Origin of the sequence: Photobacterium sagamiensis (genome assembly GCF_050337085.1) — a bacterium.
Classification (GTDB): domain Bacteria; phylum Pseudomonadota; class Gammaproteobacteria; order Enterobacterales; family Vibrionaceae; genus Photobacterium; species Photobacterium sagamiensis.
This window is the reverse complement of sequence record NZ_JAKJSP010000023.1, coordinates 25,863-42,023: the sequence shown is the minus strand read 5'-3', so window position 1 is coordinate 42,023 and position 16,161 is coordinate 25,863. Positions and strand designations below refer to the sequence as shown.

The window sequence follows — 16,161 nt, the reverse complement described above, 5'->3', positions numbered from 1 at the left end:
CGTGCAGATTGAAACGCATCCAGGTCACAGAATGCGGTAATTAGACTGGTTTAAAATGATCATTTACACTTGGTTTGATTTGATTACCACTGTTCCTCAGCGTTTCATTATTTCATTGGCTTTGCTTATGAAAAAACCTATCGCGCAATGTCGCTGGCTTTCTTTTATGATCAGCCTTCTTGTTGTTATAGAATGTGCCAGGTAAGCGGCTAAGGCTTATTTATTCTTGTGTATCGATAAGGTTGAACTGTGCTGAAACTCTCGGATTTATGCGTCTCGTGGTGTAAACAAAGTGCATTAAAACAATTGGCAGTCATAGCTGTTATCATATTCAGCACAGCTGCAAACGCAGCACCGTATTTACCGTTGTTTAATGATATTTTGTTTGCCGATGATATCGAGCAAATTGCGTCACGTCCGAATGCGTATGAGTGTTCCGATTTATACGGTGCCGAAGCGTATTGCTTAGATAGGCCTTCTTACTATGGAATTGAAGATCTTACATTAGTGGTTTATAGCCAATTGACTTCTACTGCTGTTGAAATGGGATCACCCAAGCCATTATCCATAATAAAAAGTGTTGAATTGAGCGCACCGCTCACATCGTTTAACTACAATTCTCTTCTTGCTGGTTTACGTCGTGATGGTTATGTTTTTAGCTATCTAGAAGTTAATGATCAGCGTTTAGATGTCTTGGCTGGATTACAAAACTTAGATCACAAAACATTGGATGAGCAAATGTTTACGCTAGCCAATAGCACCAGTTATCGTGCACAGCGTAAATATTTAATGATGGATAAAACAACCTTCTCGCGTGCTTATCGGGAGGGTTATCGTAGTATGAAACAATGGCGAAACGTAGGGGAAGGTGGCGATCCAGAAAGCGAGAAAGATAAGCTTGCTACGTTGACGATTATTGATGACACCATCACTGTACTATTTGAATATCCGTTTATGAAGCCAGCTAAGCCATAGTTAATAAAATTTCATCTATCAATCTTGGCACAAGGTGTTAGCCGTTGAATAAACTCTAATATCTGCGTGAGTGTGAAGTCTTCCATCCTGATAGCTTCATATAGAAAACAACATCAATCATGAACGAAAAAGCCCTCATGAGAGGGCTTCAGAATATGCAGCAAAAAATCAAATCAAGCGTGGGTTTCTGAACGAGGAATTTCGACAGCCAGAGCTTGTTCGCCACCTAAGTACATAGCCAGATATTGTTCAGCCGAGTCTTTCCAGTTGAATTTGCATGTCATCGCATTCATCTGCAATCGCTTAAACTCTTTAGGTTGCTGACAATAAAGTAACAAGCTTCTTTGCAGCTTAATTAGCAATGCTTCTGGCGTTGGCTTCTCGAAAGTAAAGCCCGTCGCCACTTGCGGAGTCTGATCATAATCGATAACAGTATCTTTCAATCCACCTACCGCTCGTACAATCGGTAACGTACCGTAAGCTAAGCTGTACATCTGGTTTAAACCACAAGGCTCGAACTCTGAAGGCATCATAAAGAAGTCAGCTGCGGCTTCAACGCAATGTGCTAACGGATTACTGTAGGTTTCAACAAAAGCAAACTTCTCTTTATACGCTTCACTGATTTCTCGCAGTGCACTGGCAAGTTTCGGATCACCGGTTCCGACAAGCACAATTTGTACATCATTAACGAGGAAATCTCTCAAGATAGGGATCAGGTAATGAATACCCTTTTGCTCTGTCAAACGACAAACCATACCGTAAAGAGGCAAATCAACGACAGGCAAATTGACCTGTTGCTGCAAATCACGCTTACACGCTTTTTTACCGCGAGCAAGACTTACCTTATTCGCTTTAAAGTTTTTCTTTATATAAGGATCGGTTTCAGGGTTCCAGTCGCCGTAATCACAGCCATTCACAATGCCATACAAATCACCGGCTCTGCTCTGAAAGTCGGCTTCCATACCATGAGCACCTAAGTAAGACAGCAATTCTGACGCATAAGTGGGGCTAACCGCGTTCACTTTATCAGCATAAGCAACACCCGCTTTTAGCATACTGATATGAGAAGAGTCCACTTCAGCATTGATGTAACGGCGTTGGATCAACTCAGGGATCAAACTGTACTGATCGTAATTGAAAACACCTTTAAATACCGCATTATGAATAGTAATAACACTTTTCGTTTGTGCGAAAAATGAACTCTGAGCATAACGGGTTTTAAGCAAGAAAGGCACCAATCCGGTATGCCAGTCATTACAGTGAATAAAGTCTGGCTGGAAATCGACTTTTTCACACATATCCAATGAGGCTGCACTCAAGAAAGCAAAACGCTCACCATTATCTGTATAGGCCTGGTTATTTTCAGCATACAGTTCAGTACGGTCAAAGTACTGCGGAGCGTCAAGCGCATAAACCGGCACATCGCCACTTGCTAGCTGCATTATCTGATAACCGACAGCAGCAAGTTGTGGTTCAACATACAGCTCAGTTGTAAGTAGCGAAACGGCCTGATCACGACCTGTTACAGTCTTATAAAATGGCATGACAATTCGAACATCATGTCCCATCTCTTTCAAAGCAGCTGGCAAAGACTTGGCTACATCGGCCAGGCCGCCAGTTTTCACTAAACCGTCAACCTCAGAGGAAACAAATAAAATCTTAAGCGGTGCTGTTGGCACCTCATTCTTCTTAGAAGCCAATTTTCGCTCCTTTAGGGATCACGACAATACCATCATCAGATACGTGATATTTCTTTCTGTCTTCTTCAAGATTTTCACCAATCACCGTACCAGGGGCAATTTGTGCGCCTTTATCGATAATCGTACGACGAATTGAGCAGTTTTCACCTATCTTCACATCACCCAGAATAACCGATTCAGAAATCATGCTGCAATGATCAACATTGGTACGGAAACCAAGTACAGATTTATGTATTTGAGCGCCACGAATATAACTACCCGCTGAAATCATACAGTTATTAATATCTACTTTGCAGTCTTCAGCATCTAAAATGGTTGCAGGTGGTAATGGTGGATAATGCGTATGTAACTGCCATTGACGGTTATACAATGAGAACTGAGCATCTTCTGAAAGCAGATCCATATGAGCTTGCCAGTACGCTTCAATCGTACCTACATCACGCCAGTATCCTTTATTTTTCTCACCCGGAATAATGTTTGTATTAAAATCATAAACAAACACTTTACCCTGCGGGAAAAGCTTAGGAATGATGTCTTTGCCAAAGTCATGACTGGAATTTTCGTTAACTGCATCTTCTTCCAATTCTGAACATAACGTGTCAGCTTCAAAAATGTAGTTACCCATTGAAACCAATGCGTGGTCAGGATCGCCAGGAATGGATTTTGGTTGAGCCGGCTTTTCTTCAAAACCCACCATACAGCCCTTTTCATCCACTTCAATAACACCGAATGCGCTGGCTTCACTCAGTGGCATGCGCAGTGCTGAAACAGTCAGCTCCGCTTTTTTTTCTTTATGGAAATCAAGCATCTGCTTCACATCCATTTTATAGATGTGATCACTACCAAAGACACACACTTGGTCCGGTTCCGCCAGTTCAATAAAACGAATGTTCTGATAAATAGCATCCGCGGTACCGTCATACCAGCGCTTGCCCATACGCATTTGAGCGGGAACAGGATCAATAAAACGGTCCGTAATGCCTGAAATATTCCAGCCTTTTTTCATATGGACATATAAAGACTGAGACTTGAACTGAGTAAGAACATAAATCTTCAGAAAATCAGCATTTACAAAATTGTTCAATGCAAAGTCAATCAGGCGGTAACTACCACCAAATGGAACCGCAGGCTTGGTTCGTGTATCTGTTAAAGGGCGCAAACGAGAGCCCTCGCCGCCTGCCAAAATCATTCCTAAAACGCCAGCCATGGTGTTACTCCTTGTAGTTACTTAAGCACTCAAACACATATATACCACACCGCCATACCAATTGAGAATGGCATTGCACTGAAATATGATGAATAATTACAAAAACTTTGATCCTTTTCAGAGCAGAGCAATGAAACGATCGTTACTGGTTTTCAAAGCTATGAGATCACGGATGTCACTATAGTAAAATCAGGCTGCAAGCTTACGGACAAAATATTATAAAAAAATTCATATTCCGAAATTGGCCAGAAGATATCAGCTAAGCAAGGCTACTCCCCCAGATCTCATACCAATAAAATTGGTGTTGAGATGAGTTCAAATGATGGCAATCAGAATATTCTTTATTCAGTGGACTATTAGTTTAAAAAGCGTGGTTGTAAAAAACATGACTTCAATATTAGCAACAAAGCACTCATCTGGCTCAGTATCTTCACATGCAACTAATGTCATTTTGCATGCCTTCGACTGGCCATATAGCAAAGTGACACGGAACGCTAAGGCTATAGCTAATGCTGGCTACAAAGCAGTTCTTGTTTCTCCTCCCTATAAATCATACCGGTCAGACGACGGTACACCATGGTGGCAGCGGTACCAGCCTCAAGACTATCGTGTAATTGACAATCAATTGGGTAATACAACTGATTTCAAATTAATGGTGAATGCATTAAAAATGCATGAAATACATACTTATGCAGATATTGTATTCAATCACATGGCTAACGAATCAGCACAAAGAACAGATCTGAATTACCCGAGTAAAAAGACACTTTCGGAATACAGCGATAACGAAGAATATTTTGAATCTATCAAGATATTTGGTGATTTATCACAACCACTTTTTACTGAATGTGATTTTGTAAACGCATTTCCTATTAAAAACTGGAAAGATCCATGGCAAGTTCAGCACGGAAGGATCAGTAATGGGGTCAAAGATGCTGGTCTGCCGACATTAAAAAATAATAAAAATGTAATTAAACAACAAAAGTCTTATCTCAGAGCATTAAAACAATTAGGTATAAAAGGCTTCAGAATTGATGCCGCCAAGCACATGACATTAGAACACATTCGGCAGATCTGGGATGACGATATCAGTGAAGGTGTACACATATTCGGCGAAATCATTACCGATGGCGGTGCCACAAAACAGGAGTATGAACTTTTCCTTAAGCCCTACCTGGCTAACACTCAATTAGGTGCCTATGATTTCCCGCTGTTCCACACCGTATCAGATGTGTTCAATCACAATGCATCAATGGCAAGTCTTATTAATCCATACTCGGTTGGCTATGCCCTTGCTAACGACAGAGCAATTACCTTTGCCATCACCCATGACATCCCGAACAACGATGTTTTTCTTGATCAGGTAATGTCAGAAGAAAATGAACGTCTGGCTTATTGTTATGTCATGGGGCGGGATGGCGGCGTGCCATTGATCTACACCGATCTTGATACCAGCGGGATAAAAAACAAAGCTGGTCAGCCTCGCTGGTATGATAGCTGGCGTGATCCGATACTGGTCAATATGATTCACTTTCATAACCTGATGCACGGGTTACCCATGGAGATCACTCAGCACAGCGATGACCTTCTGGTATTTACCCGTGGCCTAAAAGGGCTGGTTGTGATCAATAAAGGCAATAAGCCAGTCAGCATTGACTTGCCAGAGGGGCATTATTGCGACGTAGTGGGTATGCAAAACGTATTGCTCACGCAGCCTGTTTCCAGCGATCAAGGGGCGCTTTATGATGGCGGCATTGAGGGGTATAAACAGAGCCTGAAAATACCCGCTAAATCGTGTGCAATGCTGATCAATAACGATACTTAATCGAGTTCAACATCCAGAATTCTGCCCGTATAAAGGTCCATTTCCAGCTCCACTTTTTGGCCACTTTTATTACGGGCTTCGACTTCTATTTCATGCTCATCGTGTTCAACTTTGATTTTTCTGAAATCATAGTAGCCTTCACTCTGCAATAATTTCATTGCCTTAGGCACAGTCAACGCCAGTGAATCGGCAGGATCTACTGGATCGGCCACTACTGGAGCTACTGCCATCAAATTCGCCAACACAATAAACGGCATACTAGCCCTTAACACTTTCATACTACTTCCTAACTCGTTTATGACATCATATCAGTATCTGAGCTTTTTAGTCTCTCTGATAAGCCAGATGATTATGCCAATTGGTATTACACATCATCGTGAAACCGATCACATAATAATCTACGGGGGCCGAGTAAAGTGATGCAATCCAATGACGACTGAACAATGATATGACTGCGAATAGAGATACTCATTTCGATCCAATACGCTTCAGGCATCATCTCCATCGTTACCCTGAACTATCACTCAACGAACAGAAAACCGCCTCTGAAATTACTGATCAACTCCTTAAATTTGGATTAGCACCTAAGACAAATATAGGCGGTCACGGTATTTTGGTTGAAATCAAAAGTGGGAATCCAGGGCCAATCACCCTGCTTCGTGCTGATTTTGACGCTTTGCCGATTAGCGAAAAAGCCCAACATGATCACGCCTCTCGTCATCATGGCTGTATGCATGCTTGTGGTCATGATGGTCACACAGTCAGCCTGCTTGCAGTTGCTAATCGACTCAGCCAGCATCCGCCAGCCTCCGGCAGTGTTATTCTGCTATTCCAGCCAGCTGAAGAAATCGGTCAGGGGGCGAAAATGATGTTGAAAGACCCTCGAATGCAGGATCTGCAACCCGATTATGTTTTTGCCTACCATAACCTCCCGGGCCATCCGTTAGGCTCTGTCGTTATCAAGAGCGGTGTTTTCGCCTGTGCATCGATCGGAGTAAAAATCACGTTGTTAGGTAAAACCTCACATGCGGCAAAACCCGAAAAAGGAAGAAGCCCGGCCCCTGCTGTTGCAAGAATCATGGATTACCTCCACCTTATGCCAGAAGCGTTTAAGGAAGTATTTAGCCTGGTCACTCTTGTTCACGTAAAGGTTGGTAATGAGGGCTTTGGTACTGCACCGGGTCGTGCTGATGTTATGGCTACGATCCGTAGTGATGACAACTACGCCTTAGAATACATGAAACAAAGCCTGCAGGATTTTGCGCAGAAACAAGCTGAGAGCTATCAATTAGGAATGAACATTGATTGGGTCGAGCCTTTTAGTGCAACAGTGAATGATCCCATCGCTACCGATATGGTGATCAAAACCGCGAATAGCTTGAATTACCCCGTCATCACGCCGGCAGAACCTATGCAATGGTCAGAAGATATGGGCGAATTCTTACAGCAAGCTCCTGGTGCATTATTTTGTTTAGGCAGTGGTGTCGATCACCCCGAACTACATAACCCAGATTATGACTTTCCTGATGCGCTCATTGGACGGGCAACGAGGCTGTTCTTAACGCTGATCAAACAGCTTCATGACTAATTCCATTAATTAATAGTCCTTACTGTAATGGGCTCTTATCGAGCCTTTTTTCAATACGCATGCATCCCAAGTAAAGCAACCACTTGGTGAGTACTATTCCGTCTGGTATAGACCCAAACCACCTCAAGATACGAGGTTTTGAGCTGAACTCTGCATCTTGAGGTGGTTTGGGTATAAACTTTAATTAATCACTCGCCCCGCACATCAAAATCAGCGACATCACTCCTCCGGACGATAAGGAACCACATCATGTCTTCACATTACCGCATTGAAAAAGACAGCATGGGCGAAGTGCGTGTGCCTGAAGATGCACTCTATCAAGCTCAGACACAACGTGCCGTTGATAACTTCCCAATTAGCGGCATGACCATGCCCGAACAATTTATCAAAGCACTGGCCTATATTAAGCAAGCAGCAGCACGCAGTAACCTGGAGTTGCAATTATTAGATCACAGTACTGCCCATGCGATTATTGATAGCTGCCAGGAAATCATTGATGGCAAGCATATAGAACAATTCCCAATTGATATTTTTCAGACCGGCTCAGGCACCAGCTCCAACATGAATGCCAATGAAGTCATTGCAACCCTGGCATCAAAAAAATCAGGTCAAACCATCAGCCCCAATGATCATGTAAACATGGGGCAAAGCAGCAACGATGTGATTCCTACTGCAATTCAAGTCAGTGCTGCCCTAGCCTGCCATTTCAAGCTATTCCCTGCATTAGCACAACTTATTGAAGCATTAGACTCCAAAACAGACGAAGTCGGTCACATTGTCAAAACCGGTCGTACCCATTTAATGGATGCAATGCCTGTGACCCTAGGCCAAGAACTGCAAGGTTGGAAAACTCAGCTTGAAAAAGCACAATCAGGCATTATTCACGCTTTAGATAATGCCAGTGCGCTGGCACAAGGTGGAACCGCAGTAGGGACTGGTATTAACGCCGAACCTGAATTTTCCGCCATCTTTGTCAACAATATTTCGATCTCCACCGAAATCCCTTTTTGCCCCAGCGACAACTTCTTTTATAACCTCGGCAGTCAAGATGCCATCGTTGCCCTGTCTGGCCAACTGAAAACGGCGGCAGTGGCGTTCATGAAAATCGCCAATGATTTACGTTGGATGAACTCCGGCCCACTTGCCGGTTTAGGTGAAATTGAACTGGAAGCATTGCAACCCGGCTCGTCGATTATGCCGGGCAAAGTGAACCCGGTGATCCCGGAAGCTGCAGCCATGGTCGCCGCACAAGTCATTGGTAACGACGCAACAATCACTGTTGCTGGCCAATCTGGCAATTTTCAGCTGAATGTTATGTTACCGGTTATTGCACACAACTTAATTCAGAGCATTGAGATACTGGCAAATGTATCTGTTCTTCTGGCAGAAAAGGCCATCCGTAGTTTCACCGTACGTGAAGACATCCTGCTGCGGACACTTGCCAGAAACCCCATTCTGGTCACGGCGCTGAACCCTATTATCGGCTATCTGGAAGCGGCGAAAATTGCAAAGAAAGCTTACAGCGAGCAACGTGCGATAATTGATGTCGCAGAGGAAGAGACAGAGTTAAGCCGGGCCGAGCTTGAAGCATTGCTCGATCCCGAAAAGCTGACACAAGGTGGCGTTGCTCACTAGAATTAGTGCTTTAGGCGGGAGAGCACAATTAATATCAATCGGTATATACCCAAGTGACCTCAAGATGCAGGATTCAGAGTGAGGTCTCTTGGGTATAAGCCCGCTCTGACTCACGTGACAAACATTGCACCAGTTCAGGGCGACCAATGTAATAGCCTTGCATATAATCGACACCTAACGCTTGTGCCGCTTCGAAACAACGATGGTCTTCAACCCCTTCGAGCAATACTTTTGCATCAAGTTCACAGGCCAACTCCATCGCCTTAAGCAATTTATCGGGTTCCCCATTGATGTATTCGGCTAGCAAGCTTTTATCCATTTTAATAATCTCCGGTTTTACCTCACGAGCGCGTAATTCAGATGAAGCACCGACACCGTAATCATCAATGGCAATTTGTAATCCCTGTCGACGCATACTTTGCAGCGATTGCGCTAACCGGGAATCATTGGAACAAAAGTGCTCTAGTACCTCAAAATAAATCTGATCTATAGACAAACCTAAATCTATAACACGAGGGATCAAAGAATGTTTGGTCAGAACATGCGTATCTCCATCAATCACTGCCGCCGGGCTCATATTAAGAAATAAGGTGCCGCGAGAAATAAAACGAGCAAAATTACGCATATGAATAACTTTTGCAAGCCGATCAATATTGATGCGATCACGCTCAGTCAGAAGCTCAGAGGTAAAAAATGGGTCAGTCAGCAGTTGATCTCCCGCCTCATCAAAAACACGTAATAAGGCCTCATAGCCAAATAACTTTCCGGACAAAGATACAATCGGCTGAAAGGCACTTTTCATGACATACCTGTCATAAACAACATTATAACTATCGTCATCTGACATAATTAAGTGTTGCTCCAGCTCACTCCTTACTCTTAGTATTTTTTCCACAAAGTTACTCTTCAATCATGTATCAGTTTAAGTACGCGGTATTTATTATCATAACCAATATTTGTTATTACAAAAAATCGTAATTCAGGTCGCTATTTTATCGAAAAAGTGCATTAAATCAGGTAGTAGATCTCGAAAATATCGATATGCTACCGTATTTTTTCCCGATACGGTGTATCATAATTGCGACATTTTGAATTAATGCCGCACTTCTTCGATGATAATGTAATTGAGTAAATTCATTATAAATTGACATATCATTAACACTATCCAAGTACGCACATATTTGACGCTAAGAATAAATAACAAATAACAAATAACATATACCCTTCCAATTACAGAAATGGCTCTATAGTTAATTGACATTTCCGAAACAGAGGTATTTCACGTTCATATATTCATCAATACCCTGCTTACCACCTTCACGTCCGATACCTGACTGCTTCACTCCACCGAAAGGCGCAACTTCGGTTGAGATAATGCCCTCGTTAATACCAACCATACCGAATTCCAATGCTTCAGCCACCGTCCAGATACGGTTGATATCTTTACTGTAGAAATAAGATGCCAGGCCATAAATAGTATCGTTGGCCATAGCGATCAGCTCCTCATCATGACTAAAGCGGATCAACGGTGCCACCGGTCCAAAAATTTCCTGTTGGACAATATCCATATCTTGGCTGACATCTGTCAATACTGTCGGCTCAATAAAAAGGCCATCTAACGGCGTACCGCCAGTCACGATTTTTGCACCTTGATCAACCGTATGCCGAATTAAGTCGTTGATGCTATTTTTAGCTTTCTGGTCAATGATTGGACCGATGTTGATACCTGCATTCAGACCATTGCCAATTTCGAGCGCCTTAACCTCAGCAACAAATTTCTGCGTAAATTCATCATAAACAGCGTCATGAATGTAAAAGCGATTAGCACAAACACAGGTCTGCCCTGCATTACGGAACTTCGAGGCGACTGCACCTTGTACGGCTTTATCAACATCGGCATCGTCAAAGACAATAAACGGTGCATTACCACCAAGTTCCATAGAGGTACGTTTTACGCTCTCAGCACACTTTGCCATCAGCTGTCGCCCTACGGCGGTCGAACCGGTAAAAGAGAGTTTTCGGATCAAAAGATTACGGCAAAATTCATCACCAATCATTTCTGATGAATGATTGACCACAACTTGCAGTAACCCTTCGGGTAAACCTGCTTGCCTGGCCAATTCGGCTACCGCATAAGCAGATAGCGGGGTTTGGTTGGCTGGTTTAACAATAAAACTACAGCCTGCAGCTAGTGCCGGAGCCGCTTTTCGGGTGATCATTGCAATTGGAAAATTCCATGGCGTAATAGCAGCCGCCACCCCGATAGGCTGCTTAATGGTAGCCAAGCGCCGATCACCTGCCGGAGCTGGGATAACGTCCCCATATGTGCGCTTGCCTTCTTCTGCAAACCACTCAATGAATGAGGCACCGTAGGCGACTTCGCCTGCAGATTCGGCCAGTGGCTTACCTTGCTCCTGAGTCATAATACTCGCTAAATCGGCTTGATTTTCCATCACCAGCTGATACCAACGCTGGAGAATCTTAGCTTTCTCCTTCGCGGTCGTTTTCGCCCAGCTTTGTTGTGCCGTGTGAGATTTTTCAATGACCGATTTAATTTCAGCTTCAGACTGCGTCGGAATATGACCGATGACTTCACCCGTTGCCGGATTGGAGATTTCTAAGGATGTATCTGATGGTTTGCAGAAAAAAGAAACCAAGGATTTATTCACAATCTCACGCATGGTCTGCCCTTAATATAAACTTTAATATAGATTATACCCAAACCACCTCAAGATGCAGAGTTCAGCGAGAATTCATTGGCTTTTAGTCAAGGCAGACATTCAACTGAATAGTGGTTCTATTTAGAGAATGGCTAACACAGAATAAAAGCCAATGAAACTCGCCCTTTGGGAGCTCCTCTGGAAAATCACTTCTTCACAAAATGTGTTTGAAAGGAAGCGTCATTCCTACACGCATTTCGTTCGAATTGAGTTCCCAGAGGAAGCTCTGAATCTCGCATCTTGAGGTCGTTTGGGTATATGTAATAGTAGAGATTAGAAGCAATCTGGATTAAAAACGAAATCCGTGTGCACCAGCCACTGCGCCTAAGACAGCAACCAGACTAAGACTTAACAACACTTTATGCATTCGATGTAACCATACAAACGCATTTTCACTGTCTTTAATAGCCTGTTCTCGAAACCAGCGATGCAAAATCAAGGGTTCAAGCACAAACAGAACAAGCGTAAATACGACCCAAACGAACGTCATCAGATGTATCCACCAAAATTGCAGTTGGTAATAGCGATCCCATGCATTCATCACATCCAGCATGTAGTAACCAGAAGCACCTGCGATCAGGGTTGTGATTTTAGCCTGAAAGCCAAACTTTCCTTCAAGTTGTTCAAACAATTCCAGTCGGTTTCGTGTGTCCGTCATGTTCCTGAGCGATGGGATCAACACGGTCGTTACAAAAGCCACCCCACCAATCCAAAGAACAACACCAAATACATGTAATGTTCGGGCTAATACAAAATAGTCAAAATTATTCATATGATTTTTATTCTATGGTTACACGATCTGTAAGAACCCATAATCCTATAATTTTTCCACATATATTGCATATAAACTATTCACAAAATGGAGCCAAAGTAGCCTCAGGCAACCTAGGCCTCAACTCCTTTCTGGCTTGTGCTAATCAGGCTGGTATAAGTTCATTCAAATTATTTGATGAACTTGTTCAGCTTCTCCCGGTTTTATCTGCCAGAATTTAAACTAAAATGTTTGTTATTCGGGATTGATAGAGACATTGCGCTAACAATGAAAAACACACCAAATAATTACGACTGGCTGTCCATCACTATCCACTGGCTATCAGCCATTGTGGTTATCGGCTTGTTTGCTGTTGGCTTATGGATGGTCGACCTTAACTACTATTCACAGTGGTACAAACCCGTACCGCACTGGCATAAGTCGGTTGGTTTGTGTCTGGCTTTTGCGACTCTCTTCCGCCTGGCCTGGAAATACCTTAAAGGGCATCCACCTATCGAAGGTGCCAACTGGGAGGTCTTGGGCGCAAAACTGGCGCACTGGGTAATTTACCTCATGCTATTTGGGCTATTTATCTCAGGCTACCTGATCTCCACTGCTGACGGACGTGAAATCGAGGTATTCAACTGGTTTTCAATCCCAGCTCTTGGCGAGCTGTTCCCTGATCAGTCTGATATTGCCGGAGAAATTCATTATTACCTCGCTTTCGGTCTTATCGGACTGGCTGCTGTACATGCACTTGCTGCTTTAAAGCATCACTTTTTAAACAAAGACAATACATTGAAAAAAATGTTGGGAGTAAAGTAAACATGAAAAAACACCTATTAGCTCTAGGCCTGTTAACCGCAGTTTCGGTTCCATCTGTTGCATCAGCTGCAGACTATGCGATTGATAATGAAGGTGCTCACGCCTCTATTAACCTGAAAGTCAATCACTTAGGTTATAGCTGGATCAAAGGACGCTTTAATACCTTTGATGGTACCTTCAGCTATGATCCAATGAACATCTCTGGTTCTAAGGTAAAAGTGAATGTTGACACCAGCAGCTTTGACACCAACCATGCAGAGCGTGACAAACATATACGCAGCGATGACTTCCTTGATGTTAAGAAATACTCGACAGCAACCTTTACCAGCACCGGTGTCACAGCAAAGGGCAATGGTGAAATGGCTATCAATGGTGAGCTGACACTTCACGGTCAAACCAAACCCATCACTATTGATGCGCAATTCATTGGTGAAGGTGATGATCCATGGGGCGGTTACCGTGCAGGTTTTACCGGCACCACTCGCATCGAACTGAAAGACTTCGGTATTCAGGTTATGGGTCCTGCGAGCTATGCTGATCTGGAAATTCATGTTGAAGGTGTTCGCCAATAACCTTGCTCTTTTGCACTTCCAGCAATTAACACTGATTAAAATCCGGCTTGATGCCGGATTTTTTATTATTGCTTATTCATACCGCCAACGGGCGGATTTGGCGATGCTGGCTTCAGCGATAACGGCCCAGGCTTTGGCGACAGCGGTTTCAGCGACGGCAGCTCGGGCTTCGGAGACAGCGGCTTTGGTAACGCAGGGTTTGAAGATAATTCATTTGCGAATAACGCATCAGACGATAGCTTCTTCGGTGGCGGTGATGACTTCGGTGATTTTGGCGACGACGCATAGCGGTTGAAAATGATATAAAAAACCGAAGGAACTACCTTCGGTTTTTTGCTATCTATCTGTATATATAAACAGATATACCCAAACAAAATGAATCTAACGATCCGCCTATTTGATTTTCAGAACAATGTTAAGCCGAATGCTTCTTTCACATCATCTAATACAGTCTGCGTTTCACATTTTGCTCTTGCTGTACCTTGCTTAAGGATCGCAATTAATTCCGCCTTATCAGACAGGAAATACTGGCGTCGTTCCCGCATCGGACGAAGCGTTTCCTGTAAACACTCTTCTAGAATTTTCTTCGTTGTTCCATCACCTAAGCCACCCCGCTGATAATGCTCTTTCAAGGATTGAACATAATCACTATCGTCATGAAAAGCTTCAAGATAAGTAAACACAACATTTCCCTCAACCTTGCCTGGATCATCAATACGAAGATGGTTTGGATCGGTGTACATAGATTTAACCGCCCGCGAAATATCCCGTTCATCAGATCCCAGCATGATAGTATTTCCCATCGATTTCGACATCTTGCTTTTACCGTCGGTACTCGGTAAACGGGTGACTTTACTAAGCAAAGCTTTACATTCCACCAGCACGTCTTTTTGCGCAATGCTATTTAGCTTCCTGACAATCTCATTGGTTTGTTCCAACATAGGTAATTGATCTTCCCCTACGGGGATCAGAGTAGCTCGGAATGCAGTGATATCCGCTGCTTGGCTGACAGGATATGTAAGAAATCCCGCAGGAATAGAGCGACCAAAGGCCTTGCTCTGAATTTCGTTTTTAACGGTTGGATTTCGCTCTAGTCGCGCAATAGAAACTAAATTGGAATAATACATAGTCAGCTCTGACAGAGCCGGTATAGCCGATTGCAAACATATCGTCGTTTTAGCAGGATCAATCCCCACAGCCAGATAATCTGCGACAACATTCAATATATTCGATGAGACTTTTTTCGGATTGTGGCCATTGTCTGTCAAGCCTTGAAGATCGGCCACTAACACTGTTTGATCGTACTGATCTTGTAATTGAACCCGTTGCTGTAATGAACCCACCAGATGCCCTAAATGCAATGGCCCTGTTGCGCGATCACCGGTTAGGATTTTTTCTTTAGTTGCTGATATAGCTGTTGCTAAGCGTGTTTCATGAACTAAATGATTGTCTTGAACAAAATGATTTTCTTGCATAGTTATACTCCTGAGATCAACCACCGGAGACATAACTTGAGTGCGTTCTTAAGCTGCCAACCGGCGGCCTTTGAACGTAAGAATTCAGTGCCGCTCTAGAAAGAGCGCCACCAACGAATTGAGATGAAAGATTGAGAAAGATGACTTTTCATGCATTTAAACCTAACAGCGTTTAGATTCTCACGCAAGAGGCTTTCGAATTTTATCAGCACCGCGTTATTAAGCAGATTCAATGTATTCATCACACCTTACGGGATCATGAATAGTTGAAATATTAATGGTAAGGCACCGAATATTGAGCAACACTTAAAAAATATCGCTCCTTACCAGAACCCGTTGTTCGTGTTTTCTGATGCTGAAATGATCAAGTAAAATCCACTTATAGTAGTCTTTACTGCTTTGACAGCTCTTCAAGCGGCAACCAATTAACGGCAACACCAGCCTGAGTAAACATGTCTTGGCTGACCTTGATCTTATCCCCCCAACGAGAAAGAAAATCATGCGTCTGCTCAGGGCAGTGTACCGTCGAAATCTCGGTTTGAATGATTTTGGCCGCACAGTTAGGACAAGGGAAATGCGTTACCCAGATATCACAGCCTGCCAAGTCACGCTTGGCAAACAAAATCGCATTCTCTTCTGCATGAAGCGTTTTTAGCAGTTTCATCTCACGAACATCCGTATCCGCACTGTCTGAAATACCATGCGGATAACCATTGAATCCAACCGAAACAATGCGATTACCTTTTGTGATCACAGCACCCACTTGTGTTGATGGATCTTTACTCCAAGAACCTACCAACTCGGCCATTTGAGAAAAGCGCACAGCCCACTTAGAAATCATACTTTATCCTTTGTTTATCGATATTTGTTATTTTGTAAAACTTAACA

General features: G+C 43.2%; 15 protein-coding genes. 7 read left to right on the top strand and 8 right to left on the bottom strand.

Annotation, left to right across the window (positions count from 1 at the left end; translation table 11 throughout):
- Positions 1–249: 249 nt before the first annotated feature.
- Complete coding sequence (locus L4D76_RS11685) at positions 250–975, top strand: hypothetical protein (protein WP_428441078.1); 726 nt, start codon at positions 250–252, stop codon at positions 973–975.
- A gap of 173 nt (positions 976–1,148) precedes the next feature.
- Here L4D76_RS11685 and glgA read toward each other — a convergent pair whose 3' ends face one another.
- Together glgA and glgC are read right to left on the bottom strand one after the other, a co-directional pair.
- Complete coding sequence (gene glgA, locus L4D76_RS11680) at positions 1,149–2,654, bottom strand: glycogen synthase GlgA (protein WP_428441155.1); 1,506 nt, start codon at positions 2,652–2,654, stop codon at positions 1,149–1,151.
- A gap of 10 nt (positions 2,655–2,664) precedes the next feature.
- Complete coding sequence (gene glgC / locus L4D76_RS11675; protein WP_428441077.1) at positions 2,665–3,882, bottom strand: glucose-1-phosphate adenylyltransferase; 1,218 nt, start codon at positions 3,880–3,882, stop codon at positions 2,665–2,667.
- Positions 3,883–4,267: 385 nt separating this feature from the next.
- Between glgC and L4D76_RS11670 the strand changes: the two genes are divergently transcribed.
- Positions 4,268–5,707, top strand: coding sequence for an alpha-amylase family glycosyl hydrolase (locus L4D76_RS11670; RefSeq protein ID WP_428441076.1), 1,440 nt, complete (start codon positions 4,268–4,270; stop codon positions 5,705–5,707).
- Here the strand turns inward: L4D76_RS11670 and L4D76_RS11665 are convergent.
- The gene (locus L4D76_RS11665; protein WP_428441075.1) at positions 5,704–5,985 is read right to left on the bottom strand and encodes a PepSY domain-containing protein; all 282 of its coding nucleotides are present in this window, start codon (positions 5,983–5,985) and stop codon (positions 5,704–5,706) included. The two genes, L4D76_RS11670 and L4D76_RS11665, sit on opposite strands and share 4 nt — an antisense overlap.
- Before the next feature lie 170 nt (positions 5,986–6,155).
- On the opposite strand from L4D76_RS11665, the gene L4D76_RS11660 reads away from it, so the two are divergent.
- Positions 6,156–7,295, top strand: coding sequence for an amidohydrolase (locus tag L4D76_RS11660; protein ID WP_428441074.1), 1,140 nt, complete (start codon positions 6,156–6,158; stop codon positions 7,293–7,295).
- 249 nt (positions 7,296–7,544) lie between these two features.
- Positions 7,545–8,930: a class II fumarate hydratase gene (locus L4D76_RS11655; RefSeq protein WP_428441073.1), complete on the top strand. Its 1,386-nt coding sequence runs from the start codon at positions 7,545–7,547 to the stop codon at positions 8,928–8,930.
- A gap of 73 nt (positions 8,931–9,003) precedes the next feature.
- Here the strand turns inward: L4D76_RS11655 and L4D76_RS11650 are convergent, their stop codons facing one another.
- The 3 genes from L4D76_RS11650 to L4D76_RS11640 form a co-directional block, all read right to left on the bottom strand.
- Positions 9,004–9,825 carry an EAL domain-containing protein gene (locus tag L4D76_RS11650; protein WP_428441072.1) on the bottom strand — a complete coding sequence of 274 codons (822 nt, stop codon included), beginning with the start codon at positions 9,823–9,825 and terminating at the stop codon, positions 9,004–9,006.
- A 355-nt stretch (positions 9,826–10,180) separates the two neighbouring features.
- Positions 10,181–11,611 carry an NAD-dependent succinate-semialdehyde dehydrogenase gene (locus L4D76_RS11645; RefSeq protein WP_428441071.1) on the bottom strand — a complete coding sequence of 477 codons (1,431 nt, stop codon included), beginning with the start codon at positions 11,609–11,611 and terminating at the stop codon, positions 10,181–10,183.
- A 328-nt stretch (positions 11,612–11,939) separates the two neighbouring features.
- Complete coding sequence (locus tag L4D76_RS11640; protein ID WP_428441070.1) at positions 11,940–12,422, bottom strand: hypothetical protein; 483 nt, start codon at positions 12,420–12,422, stop codon at positions 11,940–11,942.
- 267 nt (positions 12,423–12,689) lie between these two features.
- Here L4D76_RS11640 and L4D76_RS11635 point away from each other — a divergent pair, with 267 nt between their 5' ends.
- From L4D76_RS11635 to L4D76_RS11625, 3 genes are read left to right on the top strand one after another with little or no spacing between them, the layout of a single operon-like run.
- Complete coding sequence (locus tag L4D76_RS11635) at positions 12,690–13,226, top strand: cytochrome b (protein ID WP_428441069.1); 537 nt, start codon at positions 12,690–12,692, stop codon at positions 13,224–13,226.
- Positions 13,227–13,228: 2 nt separating this feature from the next.
- Positions 13,229–13,798 carry a YceI family protein gene (locus L4D76_RS11630; RefSeq protein WP_428441068.1) on the top strand — a complete coding sequence of 190 codons (570 nt, stop codon included), beginning with the start codon at positions 13,229–13,231 and terminating at the stop codon, positions 13,796–13,798.
- Positions 13,776–14,093, top strand: coding sequence for a hypothetical protein (locus L4D76_RS11625; protein ID WP_428441067.1), 318 nt, complete (start codon positions 13,776–13,778; stop codon positions 14,091–14,093). The genes L4D76_RS11630 and L4D76_RS11625 overlap by 23 nt, the downstream gene beginning before the upstream one ends.
- A gap of 109 nt (positions 14,094–14,202) precedes the next feature.
- Here the strand turns inward: L4D76_RS11625 and trpS are convergent, their stop codons facing one another.
- Together trpS and L4D76_RS11615 are read right to left on the bottom strand one after the other, a co-directional pair.
- Positions 14,203–15,273, bottom strand: a complete 1,071-nt coding sequence (trpS, locus tag L4D76_RS11620) for a tryptophan--tRNA ligase (RefSeq protein WP_428441066.1) — start codon at positions 15,271–15,273, stop codon at positions 14,203–14,205.
- A gap of 391 nt (positions 15,274–15,664) precedes the next feature.
- Entirely contained in the window at positions 15,665–16,114 is a 450-nt protein-coding gene (locus L4D76_RS11615; RefSeq protein WP_428441065.1) for a dCMP deaminase family protein, read from the bottom strand.
- Positions 16,115–16,161 lie beyond the last annotated feature (47 nt).